Annotated in this window: 18 protein-coding genes; 5 read left to right on the forward strand and 13 right to left on the reverse strand. The window is 66.6% G+C overall.

All coding sequences use genetic code 11. The features are described from left to right. Positions 1 to 44: 44 nt before the first annotated feature. Positions 45 to 2666: a TonB-dependent receptor gene (locus VFE83_RS13470; RefSeq protein WP_324906968.1), complete on the reverse strand. Its 2622-nt coding sequence runs from the start codon at positions 2664 to 2666 to the stop codon at positions 45 to 47. Between the two features lie 616 nt (positions 2667 to 3282). Here VFE83_RS13470 and VFE83_RS13475 point away from each other — a divergent pair. The 3 genes from VFE83_RS13475 (at position 3283) to VFE83_RS13485 (ending at position 7190) form a co-directional block, all read left to right on the forward strand. Beyond that, positions 3283 to 4419: a S1 family peptidase gene (locus VFE83_RS13475; RefSeq protein ID WP_324906970.1), complete on the forward strand. Its 1137-nt coding sequence runs from the start codon at positions 3283 to 3285 to the stop codon at positions 4417 to 4419. 619 nt (positions 4420 to 5038) lie between these two features. Further along, positions 5039 to 6067, forward strand: coding sequence for a GlxA family transcriptional regulator (locus tag VFE83_RS13480; protein WP_324906972.1), 1029 nt, complete (start codon positions 5039 to 5041; stop codon positions 6065 to 6067). Positions 6068 to 6191: 124 nt separating this feature from the next. Continuing rightward, on the forward strand, positions 6192 to 7190 hold the full coding sequence (locus tag VFE83_RS13485; protein WP_324906974.1) for a DJ-1/PfpI family protein: 999 nt from the start codon (positions 6192 to 6194) through the stop codon (positions 7188 to 7190). 285 nt (positions 7191 to 7475) lie between these two features. Here the strand turns inward: VFE83_RS13485 and VFE83_RS13490 are convergent, their stop codons facing one another. From VFE83_RS13490 to VFE83_RS13500, 3 genes are all read right to left on the reverse strand, one after another. Then, positions 7476 to 7850 carry a hypothetical protein gene (locus VFE83_RS13490; protein WP_324906976.1) on the reverse strand — a complete coding sequence of 125 codons (375 nt, stop codon included), beginning with the start codon at positions 7848 to 7850 and terminating at the stop codon, positions 7476 to 7478. After that, complete coding sequence (locus VFE83_RS13495; protein WP_324906977.1) at positions 7844 to 8344, reverse strand: hypothetical protein; 501 nt, start codon at positions 8342 to 8344, stop codon at positions 7844 to 7846. The genes VFE83_RS13490 and VFE83_RS13495 overlap by 7 nt, the downstream gene beginning before the upstream one ends. A gap of 94 nt (positions 8345 to 8438) precedes the next feature. Beyond that, positions 8439 to 8810 carry a hypothetical protein gene (locus tag VFE83_RS13500; protein WP_324906979.1) on the reverse strand — a complete coding sequence of 124 codons (372 nt, stop codon included), beginning with the start codon at positions 8808 to 8810 and terminating at the stop codon, positions 8439 to 8441. A gap of 169 nt (positions 8811 to 8979) precedes the next feature. Between VFE83_RS13500 and VFE83_RS13505 the strand changes: the two genes are divergently transcribed. Continuing rightward, positions 8980 to 10059, forward strand: a complete 1080-nt coding sequence (locus VFE83_RS13505) for a S41 family peptidase (RefSeq protein ID WP_324906981.1) — start codon at positions 8980 to 8982, stop codon at positions 10057 to 10059. 910 nt (positions 10060 to 10969) lie between these two features. Next, positions 10970 to 11437, forward strand: a complete 468-nt coding sequence (locus tag VFE83_RS13510) for a hypothetical protein (protein ID WP_324906983.1) — start codon at positions 10970 to 10972, stop codon at positions 11435 to 11437. 87 nt (positions 11438 to 11524) lie between these two features. Here the strand turns inward: VFE83_RS13510 and VFE83_RS13515 are convergent, their stop codons facing one another. The 9 genes from VFE83_RS13515 to VFE83_RS13555 form a co-directional block, all read right to left on the reverse strand. After that, positions 11525 to 12850: a PstS family phosphate ABC transporter substrate-binding protein gene (locus VFE83_RS13515; RefSeq protein ID WP_324906985.1), complete on the reverse strand. Its 1326-nt coding sequence runs from the start codon at positions 12848 to 12850 to the stop codon at positions 11525 to 11527. Between the two features lie 469 nt (positions 12851 to 13319). Then, positions 13320 to 14042 carry a SapC family protein gene (locus VFE83_RS13520; RefSeq protein WP_324906987.1) on the reverse strand — a complete coding sequence of 241 codons (723 nt, stop codon included), beginning with the start codon at positions 14040 to 14042 and terminating at the stop codon, positions 13320 to 13322. Then, entirely contained in the window at positions 14035 to 14316 is a 282-nt protein-coding gene (locus tag VFE83_RS13525) for a type II toxin-antitoxin system prevent-host-death family antitoxin (RefSeq protein ID WP_324906989.1), read from the reverse strand. The genes VFE83_RS13520 and VFE83_RS13525 overlap by 8 nt, the downstream gene beginning before the upstream one ends. Positions 14317 to 14415: 99 nt before the next feature. Further along, positions 14416 to 15120, reverse strand: coding sequence for a hypothetical protein (locus VFE83_RS13530; RefSeq protein ID WP_324906991.1), 705 nt, complete (start codon positions 15118 to 15120; stop codon positions 14416 to 14418). Between the two features lie 10 nt (positions 15121 to 15130). Continuing rightward, positions 15131 to 16879 (reverse strand): putative porin, encoded by a 1749-nt coding sequence (locus VFE83_RS13535; protein ID WP_324906993.1) that lies wholly within the window; start codon positions 16877 to 16879, stop codon positions 15131 to 15133. Positions 16880 to 16929: 50 nt separating this feature from the next. Beyond that, a complete protein-coding gene (locus tag VFE83_RS13540) occupies positions 16930 to 17613 on the reverse strand; it encodes a TonB family protein (protein ID WP_324906995.1) in 684 nt (227 codons plus the stop codon). Positions 17614 to 17616: 3 nt separating this feature from the next. Next, complete coding sequence (locus tag VFE83_RS13545) at positions 17617 to 18030, reverse strand: biopolymer transporter ExbD (RefSeq protein WP_324906997.1); 414 nt, start codon at positions 18028 to 18030, stop codon at positions 17617 to 17619. 12 nt (positions 18031 to 18042) lie between these two features. Further along, a complete protein-coding gene (locus tag VFE83_RS13550) occupies positions 18043 to 19863 on the reverse strand; it encodes a DUF2341 domain-containing protein (RefSeq protein WP_324906999.1) in 1821 nt (606 codons plus the stop codon). 38 nt (positions 19864 to 19901) lie between these two features. Beyond that, positions 19902 to 21545: a ShlB/FhaC/HecB family hemolysin secretion/activation protein gene (locus tag VFE83_RS13555; protein ID WP_324907001.1), complete on the reverse strand. Its 1644-nt coding sequence runs from the start codon at positions 21543 to 21545 to the stop codon at positions 19902 to 19904. Positions 21546 to 21653 lie beyond the last annotated feature (108 nt).

A 21653-nucleotide genomic window follows, 5' to 3' on the forward strand; every position in this document is an offset into this window, starting at 1 on the left:
CGCGGTGATGAAGGAGTGGCGATGTCCGCGCTGCGTGGCGCGGCTCAGTCCAGCGCGTAGATCACGTGGAAGTAGGCGCCCTGGCCGTACTCGTCTTCCTGCGAGAGCGTGCCGTACACGTCGCGCCCGTAGAACCATTGCGGCTTGGAGTCCAGCACGTTGTCCAGCTCGTACTTGAACGTCCAGCGGTCGCCGACCTGGTGCCAGAACGACAGGTCCACCGTGGTCTTGTGGCGGAAGAACTTGTCGTTCCAGGCGTTGGAACCGATCGACGCCAGGTAGTCGTCCTGGTAATTGGCCGACAGGCGCGCCGTGCCGCGGATGGCCGGGATGGCGTAGGTGAGCGTCAGGTTGGCCATCCAGTCGGGCTGGTACTGCACGCGGTCGATGGTGCGGCGGCCCGCGTCGGCGACATAGTTCATCTCGCCGTTCAGACGGCTGACGTTGAGCGCGGCGCCCAGGTTCTCGTGGAACGAGAAACTCCGGTTGACCAGCGACAGCTCCAGGCCCTGCACCATCGACTCGTCGGCGTTCATCGGCTGGCGGATGCGGTCCACCACGCCGTCGCGTTCCACGTCGGTGGTGAGCGTGAAGATGTCGTCGGCGATCTCCTTGCGGAACGCCGTCAGCGCGACCAGCGCGTTGCCGCCGTCGAAGTAGCGCTCCAGCGCAACGTCGTAGTTCTTCGCGCGGCGCGGCTTGAGGTCGGGATTGCCGCGCGTGATCGTGCAGCCGCTGGTGTCCTCGCCGCAGGTCTCATTCTCCGCCTGCGCGATGTCGCCCGGCGTCGGGCGGCCGATGGTGCGGCTGAACGCGCCACGCAGCTTCCAGTGCTCGTTGAGGTCATGGACCACGTTGAACGACGGCAGCCAGCTGCGGTAGTCGCCACTCGGCCGCGCGAACTGGCTGGTCAGCACGCCATCCACGGTCAGCGGCGTGCGGCCCTCGAACGAAGTGTCGTCGTAGCGCAGGCCGACCATGTACTGCGTGGCATCGGTGGCGTAGCGCAGCGAGAGGTAGGCGTTGGCGACGTCCTCTTCGTAGCGGTAGTCGCTGATCGCGCTGGCCTGGCGTGTCGCGGCCTGGTCCACGCGCAGCATGCCAGGCACCGCCGGCCAGAAGCGGTCGTAGTTCAGCCACGGCACCACCAGCCCGTTGCTCCCGTGGTGCGAATAACCCGGGTTGTACATGTAGTCACTGATGTCGCCGGTTGCGACGTAGCGCAGGCTGTGGACGTCCTTGCCCAGCCGCAGGCGGCGCCATTCCACGCCTGTCCTGAAGCCGAAGCCCATCGCGCCGGGACCTGCGTTGAAACCGTAGTCCACGCGCAGGTCCAGCACGTTCTCTTCGGCGTGGTTGTCGGTGAGTCGCGCGGTGCGCAGCATGTACGGATTGGACAGCGTGTCGCCGATGTAGGACGTCATCTGCGGCAACTGGTCCATCCAGTACGTGTAGTACTGGTTGTCCGGCGTGGTTCGCACCTGCGCGTAGGGTTCGAGGTCGGCGTAGGTTTCCCGCGTGTAACCGGCACGGAAGGACAGCTCTGACAGCTCGTCGATGCGCCAGTCGAGCGCGGAGATCAGGCCGCTGGCAGTGCGGTCCCACTGGTTGTAGCGCAGCGTCGACTGGATGTAGTCCACGCCGACGCGGCCGGTGTCCTGCGTGCGCTCGGTGACCTCGTTGGGACTGCCGATGAGGTCGGTGGAGTTCATCGTCGACGACTCGCGGCGGTTGTACGAGTAGCCCATGATCGACGAGCGGATGTCGTCGCGCGGACGCCATTCGAACTTGAGCGACGCGCCCTTGTTGGTGATCGTGTTGCTGTAGTCGCCATAGGCGAACTTGGTGAGGGAGTTGCGGCCGTCCCAGCCCAGCGCCGGGTCCGGGTAGGCGATCGGACGACCTTCGGTGTTGAAGTAGGTGCGCGCGTCGGTCCAGTTCTTGTTGGAGTTGCGTACGCGGTCCTGGTAGCGCGCGGTGAACACGATGCCGAACTGGTCTTCGCTGCCGAAGCGCTGCGCGAACGCGGTCTTCAGGCCCTTGCCCCAGTGCGACTTGCCGGCGCCACCTGCGTTCTCGCCTTCGGGTCCTTCGAACGTGGAATAGATGCCGTAACCGTCCACCATGAAGTACGGATTGGCGCTGTTGAACGCCGAGCGCGTCACGATGTCGATGGCGCCACCGATGGCCGCGGCATCCTGTTCGGCGGTGAACGCCTTGTACACGTCCACGCGCTCGGAAATGTCGCTGGGCACCAGCTGCAGGTTAACGCGCCGCGTGCCGGCGCCGTTCTCGCCGGTGGTGGCCAGCGTGATGCCGTCGATGGTGGTGACGTTGAGGTCGGACGAGACGCCGCGCACGGTGACGTAGCGTGGCTCGTCACCGTCGCCTTCGTAGCTGACGCCAGGCACCTGGATCAGCATCGACGCGATGGAGTTGTCGCCGGTCGGCGCCTCGATGTCGTCATAGGTGACCGAGTCGACGATGGTGGGCGCAGCCTGCTTCACGTCGACCGGCTGATAACCGTAATCGGCCACCGCCTGCACGGACTCCAGCGTGTTGATGTCGGCGTCGTTCGCCATGCCCGGTCCGGACGCGGCCAGCGCCACGAACGAAGAGATGGCCAGGGCGAGTCGGTTCCTGTTGCGCGCGTGATGACGGTTCATCGATTCCTGCCGGCAGAAAAAAGAAACGCCACCCATGGGTGGCGGCCGGCATGGTAGGAGCCGTTCATTTCATTTTTGCTGCACCGCGTATCGACGATGGTCGAACCTGACGCGACGCGACAGCCATGTTTCGGATCGATGACGCGAGTTGTGCGAAGTCGGTCGCTTGGGGCGGCGAATCGCTTGAAACCCACGAGACATGAAGCTGTCGGGACCGAATCTTGCGCGATCGGTCAATCGCATCAACATGCGCATCACTGCAGGCGCTTTCGTCATAGCTCCAGTCACGCGGCCGACATGGCGACGCGCATTCAGTCGCGCGCTTAACCTCATTCCGACACACCATTCGCCTGTGAAAGCGGGCTCCGGTCACATCCCGCGCGCGGCGCAGCCGCGGATTGTCCTGAATGTGGGGCGTTTTCACATCGTCCTTGCAAATGCGAAAGCAGCATCGGCCGGCCGGGCCAGCTTCGCTCGTTGCGGCGCAAGCCACCGCGACCCAGCACAGGTCCTGCGACCAACCTTCAACCATTTGGGGTAAATGCAGATGCGCAAGTTTGCTTCGTGGGTCAAACGCGGCTTCTATGTCCTTTCGCCTCTTCCGCTCATCGCCGCCATGTCGGCGTCCGCAGCGACGCCCGACAACCTGCCCGCGGCCGTGCGCGCGGCAATGCAACGCGATCTGGGCCTGGATTCGGCCCAGCTGGCGCAGTACCTGAAGATAGAACGCCTCGCGAACCTGCAGGAGAAGCAGCTCGCCAAGGCGCAAGGGCGCAACTTCGCCGGTACCTGGATCGAGCGCAAGGCGAACGGCAAGTTCCAGGTCGTCGTGGCGACCACCTCGCTGCGTTCGCAGAAGGGAGCGGCCGATATCGAGATCCGCAATGCGCGCCATAGCCTCGCGCAGCTCGACGCATCGAAGGGCCAGCTCGATGCCGCGCTTGCGCGTTCCGGTGCGCCCGATGGCGTGTACGGCTGGTACGTGGACCTGCCCAGCAACACGCTGGTCGTCAGCGTCGGCAAGGGCCGCGAGCAGGCGGGCATCGACTTCATCGCCGCCAGCGGCGCCGATGCGCAGACCGTGCGTCTGGAAACGTCCGAAGAACAGCCGAGCCTGCGCGTCGACCTGAAGGGCGGCCTGGGTTACCTGCGCAATCCTGGCGACGGTTATCTCTACGCGTGCTCGGTCGGCTTCCCGGTCACGCAGGGCGGCTACGTCACCGCCGGCCACTGCGGCGACGCCGGCGAGATCACCTATTACGAACCCTCGCAGTGGACGCTGGGACCGAAGATCGGTTCGTTCGTCGCGTCGAGCTTCCCGTCACCGGGGCAGACCGGCAACGACTACGCGTGGGTGAAAGTGGACGCAGGCCATACGCTCTCGCCCAGCGTGTACGGCTATGGCAGCGGCGACGCCACGGTACGCGGCAGCACCGAAGCCGCCGTCGGCGCCGCGGTGTGCCGCTCCGGCCGTACCACCGGCTGGCGTTGCGGCACCATCGAAGCCAAGAACCAGACCGTCAACTACAGCAGCGGTGAAACGATCCTCAACCTGACCCGCACCACCGCCTGCTCCGAAGGCGGCGACTCGGGCGGCTCGTTCATCACCGGCGCCGGCCAGGCGCAGGGCGTGCTGTCGGGCGGCAGCGGCACGTGCAAGGGCAAGCAGCCCAACAACCGCACCCGCAGCTTCTACCAGCCGCTGCTGCCGATCCTGCAGAACTACAACCTCACCCTGCTCACCGGAACCTGATCCCGGACGTTTGCAGGAACTGACGCCCCGGGTTTCCGGGGCGTTTTTTTGCGCCCGCATCGCGTTGACGCAGCCTCTGACGCATACCCGAACGTCGTCGATACGTATGTTCGTCGGGGAGCGTTGGAACTTCCACCTCCACTTCAGGCGCTCACGTTTTTCAGTGCATCACGTTGCCAGCGATGGGGCGTGGATATCGGGACGCCAGGCCGAACGTCCGCATCGGTCGGGAGCGGACATCGAGTGAAGCGATCAACACCTGAGGAGAGCGCCTTCGCGGAGGGCGCGAGCAGTTGCGTCGCGGCGAGCGGAGATCGCGAGGGTGATCACCGCCCCCATAAAAGCGACTGAGGTAGCGGGTGACGAAAGGGTCACCAATTGTGCCGGGTGCCTGCTTGGCAGAAAATGACAGTTCGCTGTCCGTTCCGCCAAGATCTTCGGGGCCACTATGGGATCAACGGCAGCCGCCGGTCCCAGGACAGGCAATGAGTCATATGCGTACCCTCGTGCAGAAGCGATCTTCAGCTATGGTGACCCGCGGCAGGATGCACTCCCGCCTCCCGAACGTCCGTTCGGACGTGCATTGGTCGCCGGTCGCACGCGGGAGCGCACGATAACCATGGCCATTGTCCGCACCGATGCGAATCCGTTGGATTCCGCAACTTCGTGCCGGGTCGTGCTGCTCGCCTATGAGCACATGAACGTGCTCGACCTGTGCGGGCCGCTGCAGGCGTTGGCCACCGCAAGCAGGCTTGCAGACGCGGCCACGAACAAGCAGTATGAGACCATCGTGGCATCCGCTGATGGCGGACTGGTCACCACGAGCTCTGGCCTCGCGATCGCCACCGTTGCAGTCGACTCGCTGGACGGGTGCGCAATCGACACGTTGATAGTGCCCGGCGGTTGCAAGGGCGAAACCTACAGCGCACCCCGGAGGTTGATCGACTGGGTGGCCCGGCGCGCCTTGGAAGTTCGACGGCTGTGCTCGGTCTGCACGGGCGCCTTCCTGCTGGCGGAAGCTGGGCAGCTCCAAGGCAAGAGGGTGGCCACGCATTGGGAGTGGGCATCGCGCTTGCGCGAGAGTCATCCTGACATCGACGTCGACGCCGACAGGATTTTCGTTCGCGATGGGTCGTTGTGGACATCCGCAGGCGTCACCGCTGGCATCGACATGACGCTCGCGCTCATCGAAGACGATTTCGGACATCAAGTGGCGATCGAAACGGCCCGTCGCCTGGTCATGTTCATCAAACGCTCCGGCGGCCAATCGCAATTCAGCAAACCACTGTCGGCCCAGCTGAAGGACCCGGAGCGCTTCGGCGACTTGCACGCATGGATCGCCTCCAATCTGCGCCTCGACCTCACCGTCGACCGGCTGGCGGAGCGGATGCACATGAGTTCACGGACTTTCGCGCGAACCTATACCGCTCGAATGGGCATCACGCCGGCGAAGATGGTCGAGTCGATCCGCCTGGAAGCTGCCTGCCGCCAGCTCGAAGTCAGTGAACTCCCGCTCAAGGCCGTTGCCGATCAGGCCGGCTACCAGGATGAGCAGGCCATGCGCCGTGCATTCCAGCGCCAGTTCGGCGTGGGCCCGAAGGCGTACCGCGATCGCTTCTCCAGTCACCGGACCATCGAAGCGGGCTGATTCACCGAGCGCGGCTTCACCGTCGCCCCCCTTTACCCAAGCACATCACGTGCGCCGTCGGCGCGTCCTTGGGCGCGCCTGTCCGCCGCAATCGGCCACCCAATCCAAAAACAGGAGCGTGTCCATGAAGGTACCTTTCAGCCGGCTCTTAATCGCCGGGCTACTCGCCGCGATGCTTGCGAATCCACAGGCCACCGCCGCATCAGAAATCGCGACCCGCAAAGTCGCGATCCTCGTATTCGACAAGGTCGAGAACATCGATTTCACGGGTCCCGCCCAGGTATTTCATGTCGCGGGCTACGAAACCTTTACCGTTGCGGCAGCCGCAGCGCCCGTGCAGGCGTCGGCAGGCCTGACGGTGGTGCCGCGATACACGTTCGCCAACGCGCCACACGCCGACGTGCTCGTCGTACCGGGTGGAGACGTGGATGACACCATGATGGATTCGGCGACCCTAAGCTGGATCGAGCAGGAAGCGGCACGTTCGCAGCACGTGATGTCGGTTTGCAACGGGGCATTTGTGCTCACGCATGCCGGGCTTCTCGATGGCCTTCCGGCCACGACCACGCGCGGCAACGTCGCTGCGTTGAAGCACCATTCCCCGGCCGTTCACGTGGTGCGGGACCAGCGTGTGGTGGACACTGGCCGCATCATCACCACCGGCGGCTTCTCGGCGGGAATCGATGGCGCGCTGCATGTCGTGGCGCGACTCGAGGGCGACGCCAAGGCGCGGTACGTTGCCCAGATGCTCGAATACGATTGGCGTCCCGACGCGGGCTATCGGCCGGGCACCGAGGCGCTCCGCCATCTACCGATGTTCCTGGACCAGAAACTCGGCGCATTCGCAAAAGTGCACAAGATCATCGAGAGCTCGGGCGATGCCGATCACTGGACCATCTCTTTTCTGCTTGGCACTGAGCAGCTGCGCACGAGCACCTTGAAGCAGATCGCATCGCTGCTGTCGAGCTACGGGAACTGGGGCGAGCCTAATCTAAGGTTGGACGCAGCACACTGGACCTTCCGGGACGATGAAGGCCGGCCCTGGACATCCAGCGCGCGTCTCGATAGCGCAGGCCACATGGCAGGGGAAACCGTGCTCACGATCTCCTTGCGCGCCAAATAACGATCGATTCGGATCGGGGATGATGTCCGCTTTTGAGACGGAAGCGGACATTGATACCCCGTGCGTGGGCTAGCCCGCACTAACGCCGCCAGCGGCCAGGCGCGGACATCGACCACGCTGGTTGGGCCGAGCCACTATGCGGCGTGCGAACCGCAGTTAATGACTGCGACACCGAGGTTGAAATCGGTGTTCTTGTCGGTCGCTCCAGGGTCTGTCGCGCTCCTCAACTGGACTATCGCGTCGGAGTGGCGTCCTGGCCCGAGTCGTTCGTAACTTTGGCTGTGTTTAAGAGCCCGGCGCGGCCTCATCAACCGGGAACCCGCGAAAGAACGTCTGGTCGCCACGCCGCACGGGTGAATTGGGCGGAAGCGCGAGGATCTGGCTGGCCCAGAGAATGAAATCGGGCAACACGCATGACTCGACGTACTCGCGTGCTTGTCGTGCCTGATGCGAGGGTACGCATCCGGCGCGAACAAAGAAGCGCTCGCGTGGCACGTTTGGACGAGGCGGCCAGAACCACGCGTCGAAGAAGATGCCGGGACCGACATGGTGCAGGTGGACCTCGGTAACGATCGCACCGGCACGCAGGGCCTCCTCCATGGCGCTGGAGCGGAGGACGAAACTCGATCCTTTCGGGATCCTGGCTTTCTCGATCAGCATGTCCCTGCCTGCCTGAGGATTGTGTACGCGTCTGCCCCGAGACTTGCAGCCGCGCCGGCCCTTGGCCGCCCGCACACCCCGTGATGCAGCGCGGTTGCATAGAGCTGTTCGGCCGACCAGTGGCGGGTTATCCAGATGGTCAGCGCGGTGTTCGATACGTGCCAGCGGAAGTGTCCGCCCGCGAGTTGTTCGATGTTGTGCTTCATTGCGATACGCGAGGCGGCGTATTCGCCCGGCTCCCAACCGAGCGGGTCGTCGGAGAGGAAGCGTGTGCTGACATGCCACGGGTTTAGCGGCCGCATCCGCAGCGGCGCGGCCTCGCGGCATGCGCGAATGGCGTGCGCCCGTGCGGCCGGATCCAGTACGGCTGCTTCGACCGGAGCCGGACGCCCCCTCACCAGGATCAGGCCTGCAACGTAAGCGATTCCCGGCAGGGCGGCTGCGAAGACCAGTGCGATCAGGACCATGGCGACGGCCTTGCTCGTCGTACTCATTGCCAGCCCCCCTCCGTTCTTCGTTCCGTGCCGTTTTCAACGCCCTGGTTGCATCAGCCGCGCAGTTCAACGTGGATGTGGAGCGGCAGCCGGCTCACATTTCCCAGTTGAACCTGGAAGCGATCTTCCTGCCACTTGTCCCCAGGATTGCCTGCTCCCCGTGGACCGACAGCGTGAACGGATCGACGGCGTCTGGTCCTTGCGAGCCGCGGTAATGCATCACCAGGATCCTGCGCTGGGTATCGAAGGTTTCCACCGTGAGGTCCCTGCGAACGACCGTGACCCACGTCCGGTCGCCTGGCCGATGAAACCGGACTGTGGAGACGACCGGCGCGACGTCGTGTCCGATCTCCATGTCGATCCAATAGCCCTCGCCTTCGAACGAAAGCGAGCTGGTGGCAAGCGCGGGAGACGTCACCCCCAGAGCGAGCAGCGCCACTATCGCGATGGAGTACAAACCACGCATGTCGGCACCGATCGCCCCCGGATTGCGCCGAGGTTAGCGGACCTGCGGAATCGTAGCCAATCGGGTTTCGGCCGCGGCCACTCCAGCGACTGCGACGCTCCACCTGGAACCGGCATCTGTATCGACACCCATCCATTACCAAGGGCGACCCATCATGCCTCGGCAATCCGTGCCCGATTCGCTCCGCTTCCTGCCCCGATGGCTCGCCGTGTTCGGCCTCGCCGCGCTCGCCATGACCGCACCGCTGGCGGAGGCAGTGCAGGGTTCAGGCCCGTACGCGCGGGCGATCGAAACGCTGGCCGACAAGCTGTCAACGCGGTTCGTCTATCCGGACGTCGGCCAACGCTATGCGCAGATGCTGCGCGCGAACCTGGCAGCGGGCAGGTACGACGACGCAGAGGATGCGAAGGCGATGGCGCAGCGCCTGACCAGGGATCTGCAGGCCGTCGCGCCCGACGGCCATCTGCGCGTCGACGTCGATCCGTCACCCGGTGCTTCGCCGGCAGGGCCCGGGCCACGCGTGCCCGGCGCGCCGGCGAATGCTGCACCGCTCAACGGTGCCGCGCGGAATTCGGCGTTCGCGCCGCTCGACCTGCCCAGCGTGGCCGAGACCCGCTGGATCGCGGACGGCGTCGCCTACATCCGCTTCAACCAGTTCGCCGGCGAGCCGGCGTCGCAGGCGAAAATCAAACAGTTCATCCGAGACTACGCGGACGCGAAGGCGATCATCGTCGACACGCGCACGTTGTCGCGCGGCGGCGGCCTGGCCGAGATGGACGCACTGTTCCCAGCACTGTTCGATCGCGAGACGGTGCTGGTGGAAATGGCCGTCCCCAAGGGTGGCCCGCGCGGTGGCCCGGCCACCGGCGGCAACACGCTGCGTGACGCGCCCGGCCCCGACCACCTGCAGGTGCGCCAGCACGTGGCCGTGCCGGATGCGGCCGGCGCAGCGCTGGCCAAGGCGAAGGTGTTCTACCTGACCTCCAGGCGCACGCGCTCGGCCGGCGAGCATTTCGCGCTGGCGTTGCAGCGCACGCATCGCGGCACGCTGATCGGCGAACGCACCGCAGGCGCCAACCACTTCGGCGCCATCGAGCCCATCGGCGATGGGCTGGTGGCCTTCATCCCGGTCGGCCGCACCTACGACCCCGACACCGGCAAGGACTGGGAAGGCACCGGCATCGTCCCGGACATCGAAGTACCTGCCGACCAGGCGCTGGACAAGGCGCTGGAACTGGCGAGGGAATGAGCCACAGGCGGTCTGATGCCGCCGGGGCTTCGCACGGGCACGTGTGTGCCCACGCGAGGGCACTCGCGCGCCTGCGCGAACCCGTCTGACTGCCTTCGCGAACCCATCCGGGTGCCTGTTCGAACCCACCTCGGTGCCCTCGCGAACCCATCATGGTGCCTGCTCGAACCCACCCGGGTGCCTGCTCGAACCCACCCGGGTGCCTGCGCGACCCCATCCCCGTGCCTGTTCGAACCCATCCGGGCGCCTGCGCGAGCCCATCACGGTGCCCGTCCGAACCCATCCGGGTGCCCTCGCGAACCCACAACGGTGCCCGTGCGAACCCGCTTGTGTGCCCGCTCGCACCTACCCGGGTGCATGCGCGAAACCCACCGAAGGCCAGGCCGTCAACGATGCATGGCAACTGACGCAGACGATCGCGCTTGGTGGCCCGCGCATCTGCACGCACACCGGGCGCAGTGCGATACCTGTCCTGCGGTAATCGACGAAGGCCCCGCGTCACTCGGAAATGCGCAGCGATCGCATGCACGCGACGCATGGCCTGCGTCGCCCCCGCTCGCAGCGGGCTCGTAGGAGCCAGCTTGCTGGCGACCGGGGCGTTTGAGCCGTGCGCAAGGCGCGGGGTCGCGAGCAAGCTCGCTCCTATGCCCTGAAGAAGTTCACACCGGAGGCGGCGGGCACTCCACTCCACCGTCGCCCACCAATGACCGAAGCGTTACACCCGGTTCTCGGTCCGGACACGCTGCGCGACTAGAAAACACAGTCGGGGAATGCCGTGCTTGCCGGCACCGCGAGAAGAAAGCCTCGAACCGTCCGCTGCGCGATCCCGGTGAGTCATCGATGCATCGCGGCATGCCGGCACTCCCCTTCCGACGCGCAGCTGCGCGCAACCCAACCAGGAGAGAACGTCATGTCCAGCAATACGATCAAGACCGTCGCGGTCTTCGCCCTGCTCGTCTCATCCGCCTTCGTGTCCGGCCAGGCGCAGGCAGGTACCTGCAAGACCGTGCAGCCCATCCCGGGTGTCGTGCAACTGTTCGCCACGGTGCAGGGCGAAGCCGACGACGCGTTCTGCTCGGCGGTCCATGCCTGCCCGACCGGCAGCAGGAAGGTGGAAGTGTTCGGTGCCGGCATCGGCCAGCCGGGCGCCATCGTGGCGGCCGCGGCTACCGGCCGCACCGCCAATCGCGACATCGCCGTCGCCAGTTGCGACACGACGCTTGCAAACAAGCATGGCGTCGGCGTCGGCGTGTGCCAGGACGAAGCCAGTCCGGTGGCCGGCCAGGGCGACGTGGTCGAGAACGAATGCTCGCTCTACGTCGCCGGCCTCAGCGCGGGCAAGACGGCGGCCAACGCCACCTGCTTCTGCGGCGAGTAAGGCTGCACGAAAGAATCCCCCGGCGTAGGCCGGGGGATTTTTTTTACTTCCCGAACGGCCTGTGACCCGGCCGATTCGTCAGTGCGGTTACTGCAGGCAGTTGACGGTGGCCGGGCCGTTGACAGCGACGTTGATCCACGACGCGTGCGTAGCGTTGCCATCCATGTAGGCAAAGCCGACCGGCAGCTGCGGATGAGCCAGGAACGCCTGGAACAGGCCCTTCAGGGCAGCCGGCTGGGCGTTGCTGCGGGCATACGCATTGAGGTAGGTCACCGCGGCGATCGGATAGCGATCGGAGATCGTCATCGACGGCTTCACGACGAACATGCAGTTCTGGATGGCCGTCGGGATCGCCGGCGAGAAGCCGAGAGTCGAAATGGCCGCCTCGGTCGCGCCGTTCAGGACGTAACCGCGCAACAGGTCGCCGGTGGCCAGCGCGATGCTGTCGGTGCCGTTGCCGTCGATGTCTCCGAAGTTCTGCGGGTTGTAGCCGTTGACCCGCGCGAAGTTGGCGCCCTGGTTGGCCACCTCGCCGAAGTCGGCGTAGCCCAGGCCTAGGCTGCCGGCGGCGCCGGCGTTGCTGACCACGTTGTTGTTGCCGCTCACAGCCGCCGTGCTGGCATAGAGGGCCAACGCGTTGGCGGCGGCGGTGGCGAAGCTCTGGTTCGGCGAGAAGAAGCCAGCCGCGACGCCGTAATTGCCATTGCACTTGCTGGCCAGGTAGCTGGTGAAGGCGAACGAGGTGCCGCTGTTGTCGCTGCGGTAGACGATCTTGATCGGGCCCAGCAGCGTGCTGCCCGCCACCGCGTTCCAGGTCGTGATCTGACCCGAATAGATCTTGCAGACCTGCTCCGTGGACAGGTTGAGCAGCGGGGCTTCGTTGCCGTCGTACGCCAGCGCGATGGCGCCGATCATGGTCGGGATCTGGGTGACGCCCTGCTTGGCGGAGTTGGCGCCGGCGCGGAAGGCGGTGTAGTCGCTGGTGCTGTACGGCGAATCGGTACCGATGAAGTCCGGCGTGGCAGACGCGGCGCTCAGGCCCTGCGGCGAAGAGTCGCTGAAGTCGCGGCAGTCGCCCGTGGCGCCGTTGGTGTTCAGCCGGGTTTTGCCGAAGCCGCTACCGGTCTGGCAATACGAAACGCGGTGGCCCGAGTTGGCGGAGTAGGTGGCGAACACCGAACCGGCACCCAGGCCGGCCTCGGTGGCGTTGGAACCGTTGCCGTTGGTACCGGCCAGGTTGCCTGCGCTGGTGGACAGGCGGGCGTCCGGGGTGGTGTCGAGGTAGTCGTCGCCGAGGTACGGCACGGCCGGGAAGGTCGCGCCGCCGCCATACAGGTCGGCTGCCAGGGCCGAGCCGGCCGTCATCATGACGGCGGCAGCGGCGAGAGAGCGCACGATGAGCTTGCTATACACGATGTATCTCCTCACGAGGGTTTGGATGACATGTGATGCGAAGGAAGCGCCGAAAATCCTTTCGGCGCCACGCCAACATGAGCCCCGTTTGTGCACTTTCGTGGAAGGTTTGAATGCGCTTTCTTGAACCGGCTGTAACGAATTGAATACAGCGCGCGTGCAGGTGCGTTGCGCGACGCAAGTCGGTTTGGTTTCAGTGGAATCTCGCTTGCGCGAGGTGACGGCGTTCGCAGGAACGATGGCCGGGCAAGCTGAGCGAACCAGGGTTGGATTGGCCGCAATCCCGGGTGCGCTTCGCTTACCCGGGCTACGGATGCAATGACAGGTTCTCGTTGTCGTCATCCCTGCGAAAACAGGGATCCAGTTTTGGGCTTCGCGTCTACGGAAGCGGCCTTGGCTGCGGCCAGATGGATTCCCGCTTTCGCGGGAATGACGGCATGGGGCGCAAGTCTTCGATGCGTTTGATGCGTCAGGCTGCCGGCGCCAGCGCGCTCTGTCGTGACAGCAGTTTGCTGAATCGCGACAGCGACGCCATGTGGAAGTGAACCAGTGCAAGCCAGCCCTTGCAGTGCCACTCCACGACCACGTTTTCCGGCAATGCGGCGAACTTCTCCGCGTCCACCACCTCGAAGCCGGTGACGTTGACGCGGCGTCCGCCGGGCAAGGTCACGCTGGCGTCGCGCGATGCGAGCAGTCCGTGCGTTTTGAGCGCCTGCGTGAACGCCTGCGTGGCGAAGTGTTCGCCAGTGAACCGGCTGCAGAAGTCCAGCGCCTGGCGGGTGAGCGCCGAGGGTTGTTCGGCCTCGAACAACGCGACACCCTCGTCGCCGGATTCCGCGACCCGCCCGGAGTCGGCGTCGATGGCCAGCACATATCCGTCCTGGTCCGGCGTGCGCACGAACACGAACGGATAGCGGCGCACGTAGGCGGGCACGTAATGGTCCTTCGCCCATTCGCCGTCCTCGACGAACAGGTTGCGCCGCTCCAGCCCGAGCAGTACCAGCGGCATCGCGTCCTGCGCGGAGAACAGCAGCGGGTACGAGCGTGATGCCGATGCGAACTCGTCGGTCACCACGGGCAACGCGGTGCACTGCGCGGCGAAGTCGAGGTTGCCCGGCTTCAGGCGCCACGCGGCGTGGCGCTGCGTGGAGAGCGGGACGGGTCGCTGGTAGAACAGGGGCAGTTCAGTCATGTTCCAGTCGTTTCCTGATGTTCTCGGCGCTGACCTGGATGAATTCCTCGATCGATTCGTCCACGTCCTGCTCGCTGTAGCCGGCCGCTTCCAGCGTCACCGCCACCAGCTGGCGGAGCTTCTCGGCGCTGCCTCGGCCGTACCAGACCTTGGCGGGGATGAAGTAGCCCACCGGCATCTGCCGGCGCGTGATCACCACGGGTTGTTCCGCGTAGAGCAGGTATTCCTCCAGCTTCTTGCGGAAATCGTGGATGTTGACGAAAGGTTCGCTCATGAATCACCTCGCAGTGATGCGCACGACCGCGAGACGTCGCCCATTCGGACGCGGCGGCCGGCGTGGATGCGCACGGCCGACGCTGCCGCGGCCGTGGTGCTAATCGGGTGTCGGCGTCGCGGCGCTCCTGGGCTTCGCATCGAAGCGCCCCTCGTAGAGCCGGTCGCCGTACTGCTGCGCCAGCGCGCCGTACTTCGCCCGCGCCTTCGCGGCGAACGGCTGGCGCGCGGACAGCACCGTGCCCAGGTCCATGGTTTCGTATGCATGCAAGACCTCCTGTCCCAATGCGTACAACTGTTCGTTCTTCGACTGGCATAGCTGCAGCGCCGAACCCTGCTGCTGCGTTTCTGCGGCCAGCCGCTTGCGTTCGGCTTCGGCGGCCTGGACGTTCTTGAGCAGCTGCGCGTTGTTGTCGCGATACTGCGAGGACTGTTCGGCGATCGACTGCGCATCGCGGCGCATCGCGGAGTGGGCGCTCTCCAGCCGCTGCGCCCTCGCCCGCTCCATGGCCAGCTGCGCCTTCGTTTCGGCCAGCTGTTTCTGCAGTTCATCCGCAGGCGCCGTGCCGGCGGGACCGCTTGCGGCGACGGCCCCTGCCCGCAACTGCGCAAGCTCCGCCTGCGCCTGCTGCAGCTGGGTGGTGGTGGCGCGCAGTTGCGCACGCAGGCGCTCTTCCATGTTCTGCGAACCGGACGACTGCGCGTGGTTCGCGCCGCACACGGTCACCATGCATATCGCCATCCACCAGCTATTGCGGCGCTTCGTGGGCGCGGTCGCCGTCGCAGCGCGATCGTTGTGCTTCATGCGTGCATCCTCAGAACCCGGTGTTGACTTCCAGCTGCAGCACGTCGATGGACAACGGCGGCCCGAACACTTCCTTGGCGGCGAACCAGCGCGCGGTCAGGAAGGTGTTGCGCGCGAACGCATACGAACCCTCGACGAAATAGCCCTTGGCGTTGGTGCCGCCCAGGTGGAAGTCGCTGTCGTTGTATGCGTCGGGCAGCGCGTCGGGCTCCACGCGGCGGTAGCCCATCAGCATGTTCCACTGGCCGGCGTTCTTCAGTTCGAAGTTGCCGAACGTGGCCTGCAGCTGGTACGCGGTGTCGCCGCTTTCGAAGTTGCCCTGGTCGGTGGTGCCGCCATCGCCGAAGTTGTTGACGATGCCGCCCTCGGCACGCGTCCACATCTTGTTCTCGTCGTAGGCCAGGTTGCGCAGGTAGTCGGCCTCCAGGCGCAGGCCGAAGCGGCCGCCGACCAGCGTGTCCCAGCGCAGGTTGAGGTCCAGCACCTCGAACTCCGACGCCAGGCCCACGTACTGCGGCATCGGGGTGTTGGCCGGATCGAGCGGGTTGGGCGCGATGTCGCGCAGCATCATCAGCGTGTTGCCCTTCTGCATGAAGGTCGGGCGCGACCAGTCGGTGCTGCACGCGTCGGCACCGGCGTACAGCTCGCACGGTTCGGACAACGCGCCGTTGATGTTGCGGAAGTCGTAATAGCCGATGGCGCCGCGCAGTTCGTTGTCGCTGGCAAAGCGCCACGACGTGCCGACCTGCAGGCCATTGAGCCACTTGTCGTGGCTCTCTTCCTTGTCCTGGCTGCGGCTGGGGAAGCTGTCGGACGAGTACTCCAGCGGGCTCAGGCCCAGGGTGGCGAAGATCGTCCAGTCGCCCTCGAACGGCTGGCGATAGTCGAAGGCCAGGCCGTCGAAGGACAGGTCATTGGAGAACAGCGTCTCGGTGGACCAGTACGGATTGGCGAAGCGGCCGCCGGTGACCTGGAACCACGTGCCGAAGCGGTACGACAGCCACGCCTGGTCCAGCCACAGGTCCTTCTTCTCCAGGCCGCCGCCCAGCGTCTGCGTCATCGACACGGGGTTGTCGTCGTTGCCGGTGGCCAGGCGGATGCCGGCGGTGGCCTGCTCGGAGATCTCGGCCAGCACGCCCAGGCGCGCGCGGATGCGCCAGGAATTCTTGCGGTCCTGTCGCGTGTTGCGCAGCGGCGGCAGTTCCAGGTTGGTGTTGGGGTTGACGTCGAAGCCGTCGCCTTCGTTGATGGCGGCCCAGTCGACCTCGATGTTGCTGTTGTCGCCCGAGTAGAAGCGCGACTCGTTGCGCACGCGCACGTCGCCGTAGAGCTTCAGGCGCTGGGTCCAGTCGGGCACTTCGTGCGGCGCCGCCCAGCCTTCGGCCTGCGCGCGCGCCATCACGTCGTTGCTGACCTCTTCGCGGATCTGGTCGCGCACGGTCTCGGGGATGTACGGCACGCGCACATCGCCGGGCTGCAGTTGCGGCTGTGCCGACTGCGTCGCCGCGGTGCGCGGCGCCGTCGCCGCGGCCTGCGCTTCGGCGCGCGCCTGCACCAGCAGCGCCTCGCCCACTTCCGGCTTCAGCGCGCCGCTGTCCATCAGGCCACGGATCAGCTTGATCATGGTGGTTTCCTGCGGTGCCTGCTGGGCATCGGCCGCACCGGCGGCGAGCAGCAGCGCGAGCGCGGAAGCCAGCGCCAGCCGACGCGCCTGGCGGAGCCCGGACGGACGTCGAAGGTGGAATGCTTGGTGGGTCATGGGGCGTACTCGCAGGTTTGAAGGTCGTTGCGGCGATGTCGTTGCGGCGCTCAGCCCGAAGGCCGTCGTCCCTGGATCAGCACGCGCGCGGGAAACGTGAGCGAACCCGGCGGCCGCTCGTCGATGCGACCCACCGCGCGCAGCGCGGCGAGCACGGCCTGGTCGGCTTCGTCGTTGCCGCTGCCGCGCACCAGTTCGACGCGGTCGATGTCGCCGCCTGGGCTCAGCCAGATGTCCACCTGCAGACGGAACGCGAGCCGCCGCGCCTTTTCGTCGCGTGCGATGGCCTGCTGCAGCACGTAGCCGAGGTAGCGGCCGTACGAGGCGTTGCCGCCGCCGGCGCCCACGCCGGACATGCCGCCGCCGCTGCCGGACTGGATGCCGAAGCTGTCGTTGCCGGCCTGCCCTTCGGCGTCCATCGTCACCGGGTCGCTGGTGTCGAGCGCCGGCGCTTCGGTGGGCTTGAGCGGCTCCATCGGTTCCGGCTCCTGCACCACTTCCTCGGGCTCTTCCGGCTCCGGCGTCTTTTCCGGTTCCGGCGGCGGCGGAGGAGGCGGTGGCGGCGGCAGCATCACCATCGGGATCTCCGCGGCCGGGCGGCGCGTGCTGGCGGTGTCGGCCAGCAGGTACCAGACCAGCGCGCCCAGCGCGGCCAGCACGACGGCGATGACGACCACCGTGCCGCCATGCCGTCGCAGGAATCCCGAGCGTGGTTCGGAAGGCGGCCGGTTCATCGGTCAGCCCTGCGCCTTGCCGGTGACCAGGCCGATCTGGTTGAGCTCGATGCGGCGCAGCAGGTCGAGCACCTCCACGACCTTGGCGTACTGCACCTGCGCGTCGCCGCGCACGATCACCGGGAAGTCCGGCGTCATCGCCTTCTGCGCGCGCAGGCGTTCTTCCAGTTCCGCCAGGCTCACCGGATAGGCATCGAGGAACACCTGCCCGGCATCGTCGATGGTGATGGCCTTGGTCTGCGGCTTTTCCAGCGCGACGGTGGTGCTGGCCTTGGGCAGGTTGACCTGGATGCCGGGAATGCTGGCGTTGCTGGTGAGGATGAAGATCACCAGCACCACCAGCAGCACGTCGACGAACGGCGTGATGTTGATGCCGCCCGTGCGCTTCTTGCTACCGAAGGATGCGGCCTTGGCCATGGTCGCCGCTCCTCAGGCGTGCTGCGCGGAGGCGTTGGCGGCGACCGACGCGAGCAAGGGCTCGGCGACGTTGTCGTGCTCTTCGGCAAGGCGCGCGGAGAACTCGTCGACGAACACCGTCATGTCGGCGCTGATCGCTTCGGAACGCGCGGCCAGCCAGTTGTAGCCGAACAGTGCGGGGATCGCGACGCCCAGGCCCGCGGCGGTACACAGCAGCGCCGCCGCCATGCCGGGCGCGACGGAGTTGATGTCCACCGCACCGGCCATCGCCGCGACGGCGAACACCAGCATGATGCCGATCACCGTGCCGAACAGGCCGACGTAGGGCGCACCTTCGATGGTGGTCGACAGCCAGTTCATGCGGCTGGACATGCGTTCGTTCTCGCGCACGGCGGCGCCGTCCATCGACGCGCGGATCGCACCGATCGTCGCGGCCGACAGATAACCGTGGCCGTCGCGCGTGTGGCGCTGGCGCATCTCGTCCACCGCGACCTGGTACAGCCGCCACAGCGTGGACGACTCCTTGATGTCGGTGGGGATCAGCCGCTGCTGGTCGAGGTCCGCCAGCGTCGACAGCGGCTGGCCGGAGACCTTGTGGAACTGCTCGGTGAACGCCGCATTGGCGCGCGCGACGCGACCGAAGTAGCGGCCCTTGCCGATCATGATCAGCCACGAGCCGACGAACATCAGGCCCAGCACCGACACCACGACCCACGCATCCACCGGCATCGCTTCGAGGATGAAGGCGAAGTGGCTCTTGCCGGCCTGCTGCTCGTCCGGGCCGAACGCGGTCAGGCGCGATTCGGCGCCCTGCGACACGGTGTCGGCCAGCAGTGCCGGCGCGGGGCGCGCCAGGCGCGAGATGCGCAGTTCGTCGATCGCACCGATGAAGGCAGTGGTGCCGGCCGCGCTGCCATCGGCGTCGGCACCGACGGACGCGGGCGTGTTGAGTGCCGGCATGCTGGCGGCGATGGTGCCCGCCGCGCGGCCGTTGACGAACAGCGTGACGTTCTGCGCGTCGGCGGAGAACGCCAGATGCGACCACTGGCCGGCTTGCACCGGCTGCGCCGGCGCCGTGCGCTGGCCGTTGATCTGCACGAACGGCACGCCCTGGTCCAGCCCCAGCAGCACTTCGCCCGCGCCATCGCGGCGCGCGTACACCACCTGCTGCGGCGCCAGGCGATCCGGACGCACCCACAGCGATACCGTCTGCGCGCCGCCAGCCTGTACCGCCAGCGACGGCGTCGCCGGCAGCGTCAGCGCGGTGCCGTTGAACTGCGCGCCCTTGCCGATCACGGTGCCGTCGAGCGGCGTGACCGTGGCCTGCGCGTGGTTGCCGTATGCCGTGGTGTCGCGCGGCGGCGACGCGGCCTGGCCGGCGACTTCGCCGAAGTGGTAGACCAGCGTGTAGTCGGGATCGAACGTGAGCTGCCCGTTGCCCGAGGCCGGCGCCTTCGGATTGCCGTAGTACATCCACATCGTGGTCTGCGGCGACTTGCCGCTCAGTGCCGGCACGTCCACCCAGATCAACGCCATGCCCAGCAGCGGATCGAAGCGCTCGATCTGGTGGTTGAGCACGGTCTTGTCGTCGGCCGCGACGAAGCGGATGTCCGCGCCGTCCTCCTTCACGCCGTCGAAGCTGAAGGTGCCGGTGTGCAGGCGCACCAGCACCGGCGTGCGGCCGACTTCGCCGCCGACGTTGCCGCCCTGCGGGCCGGCGTCGATGGTGATCGGCTTGCGGTAGGCCCATTCCGGCTGCCACCAGGATGCGGCCTGCGCCGTGCCGGCGAACGCGCTCAGGACCACAAGCGCCAGCAGTAGAAAACGTTGCATGTTTCGGGTCTCCGCGAAGGCGATCGAATGGGTGGAAGTCAGAAGCTGGCGCCGAGGTTGAAGTGCAGGTTCGGCTCGTCGTTGTCGGTGTTCGGGCCTTCCTTCAGCGGCAGCGCGTAGTCCAGGCGCAGGAACACGTGCTCGCCGAACTTCACGTTGCTGCCGATGCCGACCGACGCCAGCGAGAAGCGGTCGTCCTGCTCCGGCAGCGGTTCGCGCAGGCCCAGGCGCGCGGCATCGACGAAGGCGTACCAGCGCCAGTCGCGCAGCACCCGCGACCACCACGTCAGCGGCGCGGTGCGCCACTCCAGCGTGCCGAGCACGCCGAAGTCGCCGATGGCCTCGGCCGACAGATAACCGCGCACGCTGTACATGCCGCCTGCGGCGAACTGCTCGCCCGACACCAGCGGCGAATCCGCGGTCTGTCCCGCCAGGCGCGCGTACCACTGCGAGCCACCGTCGAAGGTGTGGGTGTGGTTGGCGTCGGCCTTGAGCACCAGGAAGCTCGGACTGGCCTGGTAGCGCTTGCGGTCGAAGTCGCTCCAGTCGCTGCCGTAGCCGAGGAAGTTGCGCACGCCGGCCACCGCACTGGCGTTGAGGCTGAACTGGTCGCTCTCGCTCTGGCGGAACCCGGTGTACGAGAACGTCAGCGGCGCGTACTCCAGCGGCACCGTGTCGCCCTCGCCGCCCAGCGTCAGCGCTTCCTCGGTGTCCTTGAAGTCCACGCCGAAGCTGAACATGTGGAACCAGTTGCCGGTGTCGGGCACGGTGTAGTTGAGCTTCAGCCCCACCGCGTGGCCCTTGCCCAGCACGTTGGTGTCGCCGGTGGTGACCACGTTGCTGTCGGACGTGTAGGCGTTGCCCTCCAGGCTCCACGGCGTGCCGCGGAACGGCGCGACGTACGCCGCCGACCACACGCTGGCCTGGTCCAGGTCCTGTGGCGCGCCGAAGAACGTCAGCGACGCGCTGTGGCCCTTCTGCCACAGGTTGTCGTGGCCGACGCTGAGCGTGGCGCGCAGGTCTTCGGTGTCGGCGCTGTGGTCGTTGTTGACCGCCGCGCTGAAGCGCCACGGCGACTGGTCCTCGACCTTCAGGTCCACGTCCATCGTGCCGGGACGCATGCCTTCGCGAACCAGCGGCACGACCTGGCGCTTGCCGGTGCGATTGAGTTCGGTGAGCTGCGCCTGCGCGCTGTTGAAGTCCGGCACCGCGCCTTCGCGCAGCGCGGGCACCTGCTCGCGCAGTTGCGTGGGCGAGTTGTACTGCGCGCCGACCACGCGCAGCCGGCCGACCCTGGTCTCGTTGACCTGCAGGAACACGATGCCGCCGCTCACCTGCTGACCCGGAATGTCGACGTAGACCGACTGGTAGCCCTTCTGCTGGTACGCGGCCTGCAGCGCGTCGCGCGCGGCCTCGATGTCCTTCATCGTGCGCTGCGGGCCGAGGAACGGCGTCACCGCGCGTTCGATGCTGCGTCCGTCCAGCACCGTGTTGCCGCGCACGATGTACTCGTTGATGTCGACGCGGCGATCGTCGCCGGCATCGGCCGGTGCAGGCGCGTCCGCAGCCGGCGCGTCTTGCGCGAGCGCCAGCGCGGGCGTGGCGGCCGCGACCAGGGCGACCAGCCATGCACATCGACGCGGCGATGCGGTGGCGTTCCGCATCCTCTCGAACTCGGACATGAAGGACCCGTTCCTTGAAGTGTCTGGCGACGGGCGCGCGGCTGCGTGCAACGTCGTCCCTTTCCTTGTGACGCTTGCGGGAGTGCGATCCCGCAAAACGGATTCATG

This window comes from Lysobacter sp. (genome assembly GCF_035655815.1).
Taxonomy (GTDB): Bacteria; Pseudomonadota; Gammaproteobacteria; order Xanthomonadales; family Xanthomonadaceae; genus Lysobacter_J.

Bases quoted from the DNA above. Each gene is read 5' to 3' on its own strand.
- VFE83_RS13470 (WP_324906968.1), bottom strand. From the start codon at position 2,666: ATGAACCGTCATCACGCGCGCAACAGGAACCGACTCGCCCTGGCCATC.
- VFE83_RS13475 (WP_324906970.1), top strand. From the start codon at position 3,283: ATGTCGGCGTCCGCAGCGACGCCCGACAACCTGCCCGCGGCCGTGCGC.
- VFE83_RS13480 (WP_324906972.1), top strand. From the start codon at position 5,039: ATGGCCATTGTCCGCACCGATGCGAATCCGTTGGATTCCGCAACTTCG.
- VFE83_RS13485 (WP_324906974.1), top strand. From the start codon at position 6,192: ATGAAGGTACCTTTCAGCCGGCTCTTAATCGCCGGGCTACTCGCCGCG.
- VFE83_RS13490 (WP_324906976.1), bottom strand. From the start codon at position 7,850: ATGCTGATCGAGAAAGCCAGGATCCCGAAAGGATCGAGTTTCGTCCTC.
- VFE83_RS13495 (WP_324906977.1), bottom strand. From the start codon at position 8,344: ATGAGTACGACGAGCAAGGCCGTCGCCATGGTCCTGATCGCACTGGTC.
- VFE83_RS13500 (WP_324906979.1), bottom strand. From the start codon at position 8,810: ATGCGTGGTTTGTACTCCATCGCGATAGTGGCGCTGCTCGCTCTGGGG.
- VFE83_RS13510 (WP_324906983.1), top strand. From the start codon at position 10,970: ATGTCCAGCAATACGATCAAGACCGTCGCGGTCTTCGCCCTGCTCGTC.
- VFE83_RS13520 (WP_324906987.1), bottom strand. From the start codon at position 14,042: ATGACTGAACTGCCCCTGTTCTACCAGCGACCCGTCCCGCTCTCCACG.
- VFE83_RS13525 (WP_324906989.1), bottom strand. From the start codon at position 14,316: ATGAGCGAACCTTTCGTCAACATCCACGATTTCCGCAAGAAGCTGGAG.
- VFE83_RS13530 (WP_324906991.1), bottom strand. From the start codon at position 15,120: ATGAAGCACAACGATCGCGCTGCGACGGCGACCGCGCCCACGAAGCGC.
- VFE83_RS13535 (WP_324906993.1), bottom strand. From the start codon at position 16,879: ATGACCCACCAAGCATTCCACCTTCGACGTCCGTCCGGGCTCCGCCAG.
- VFE83_RS13540 (WP_324906995.1), bottom strand. From the start codon at position 17,613: ATGAACCGGCCGCCTTCCGAACCACGCTCGGGATTCCTGCGACGGCAT.
- VFE83_RS13545 (WP_324906997.1), bottom strand. From the start codon at position 18,030: ATGGCCAAGGCCGCATCCTTCGGTAGCAAGAAGCGCACGGGCGGCATC.
- VFE83_RS13550 (WP_324906999.1), bottom strand. From the start codon at position 19,863: ATGCAACGTTTTCTACTGCTGGCGCTTGTGGTCCTGAGCGCGTTCGCC.
- VFE83_RS13555 (WP_324907001.1), bottom strand. From the start codon at position 21,545: ATGTCCGAGTTCGAGAGGATGCGGAACGCCACCGCATCGCCGCGTCGA.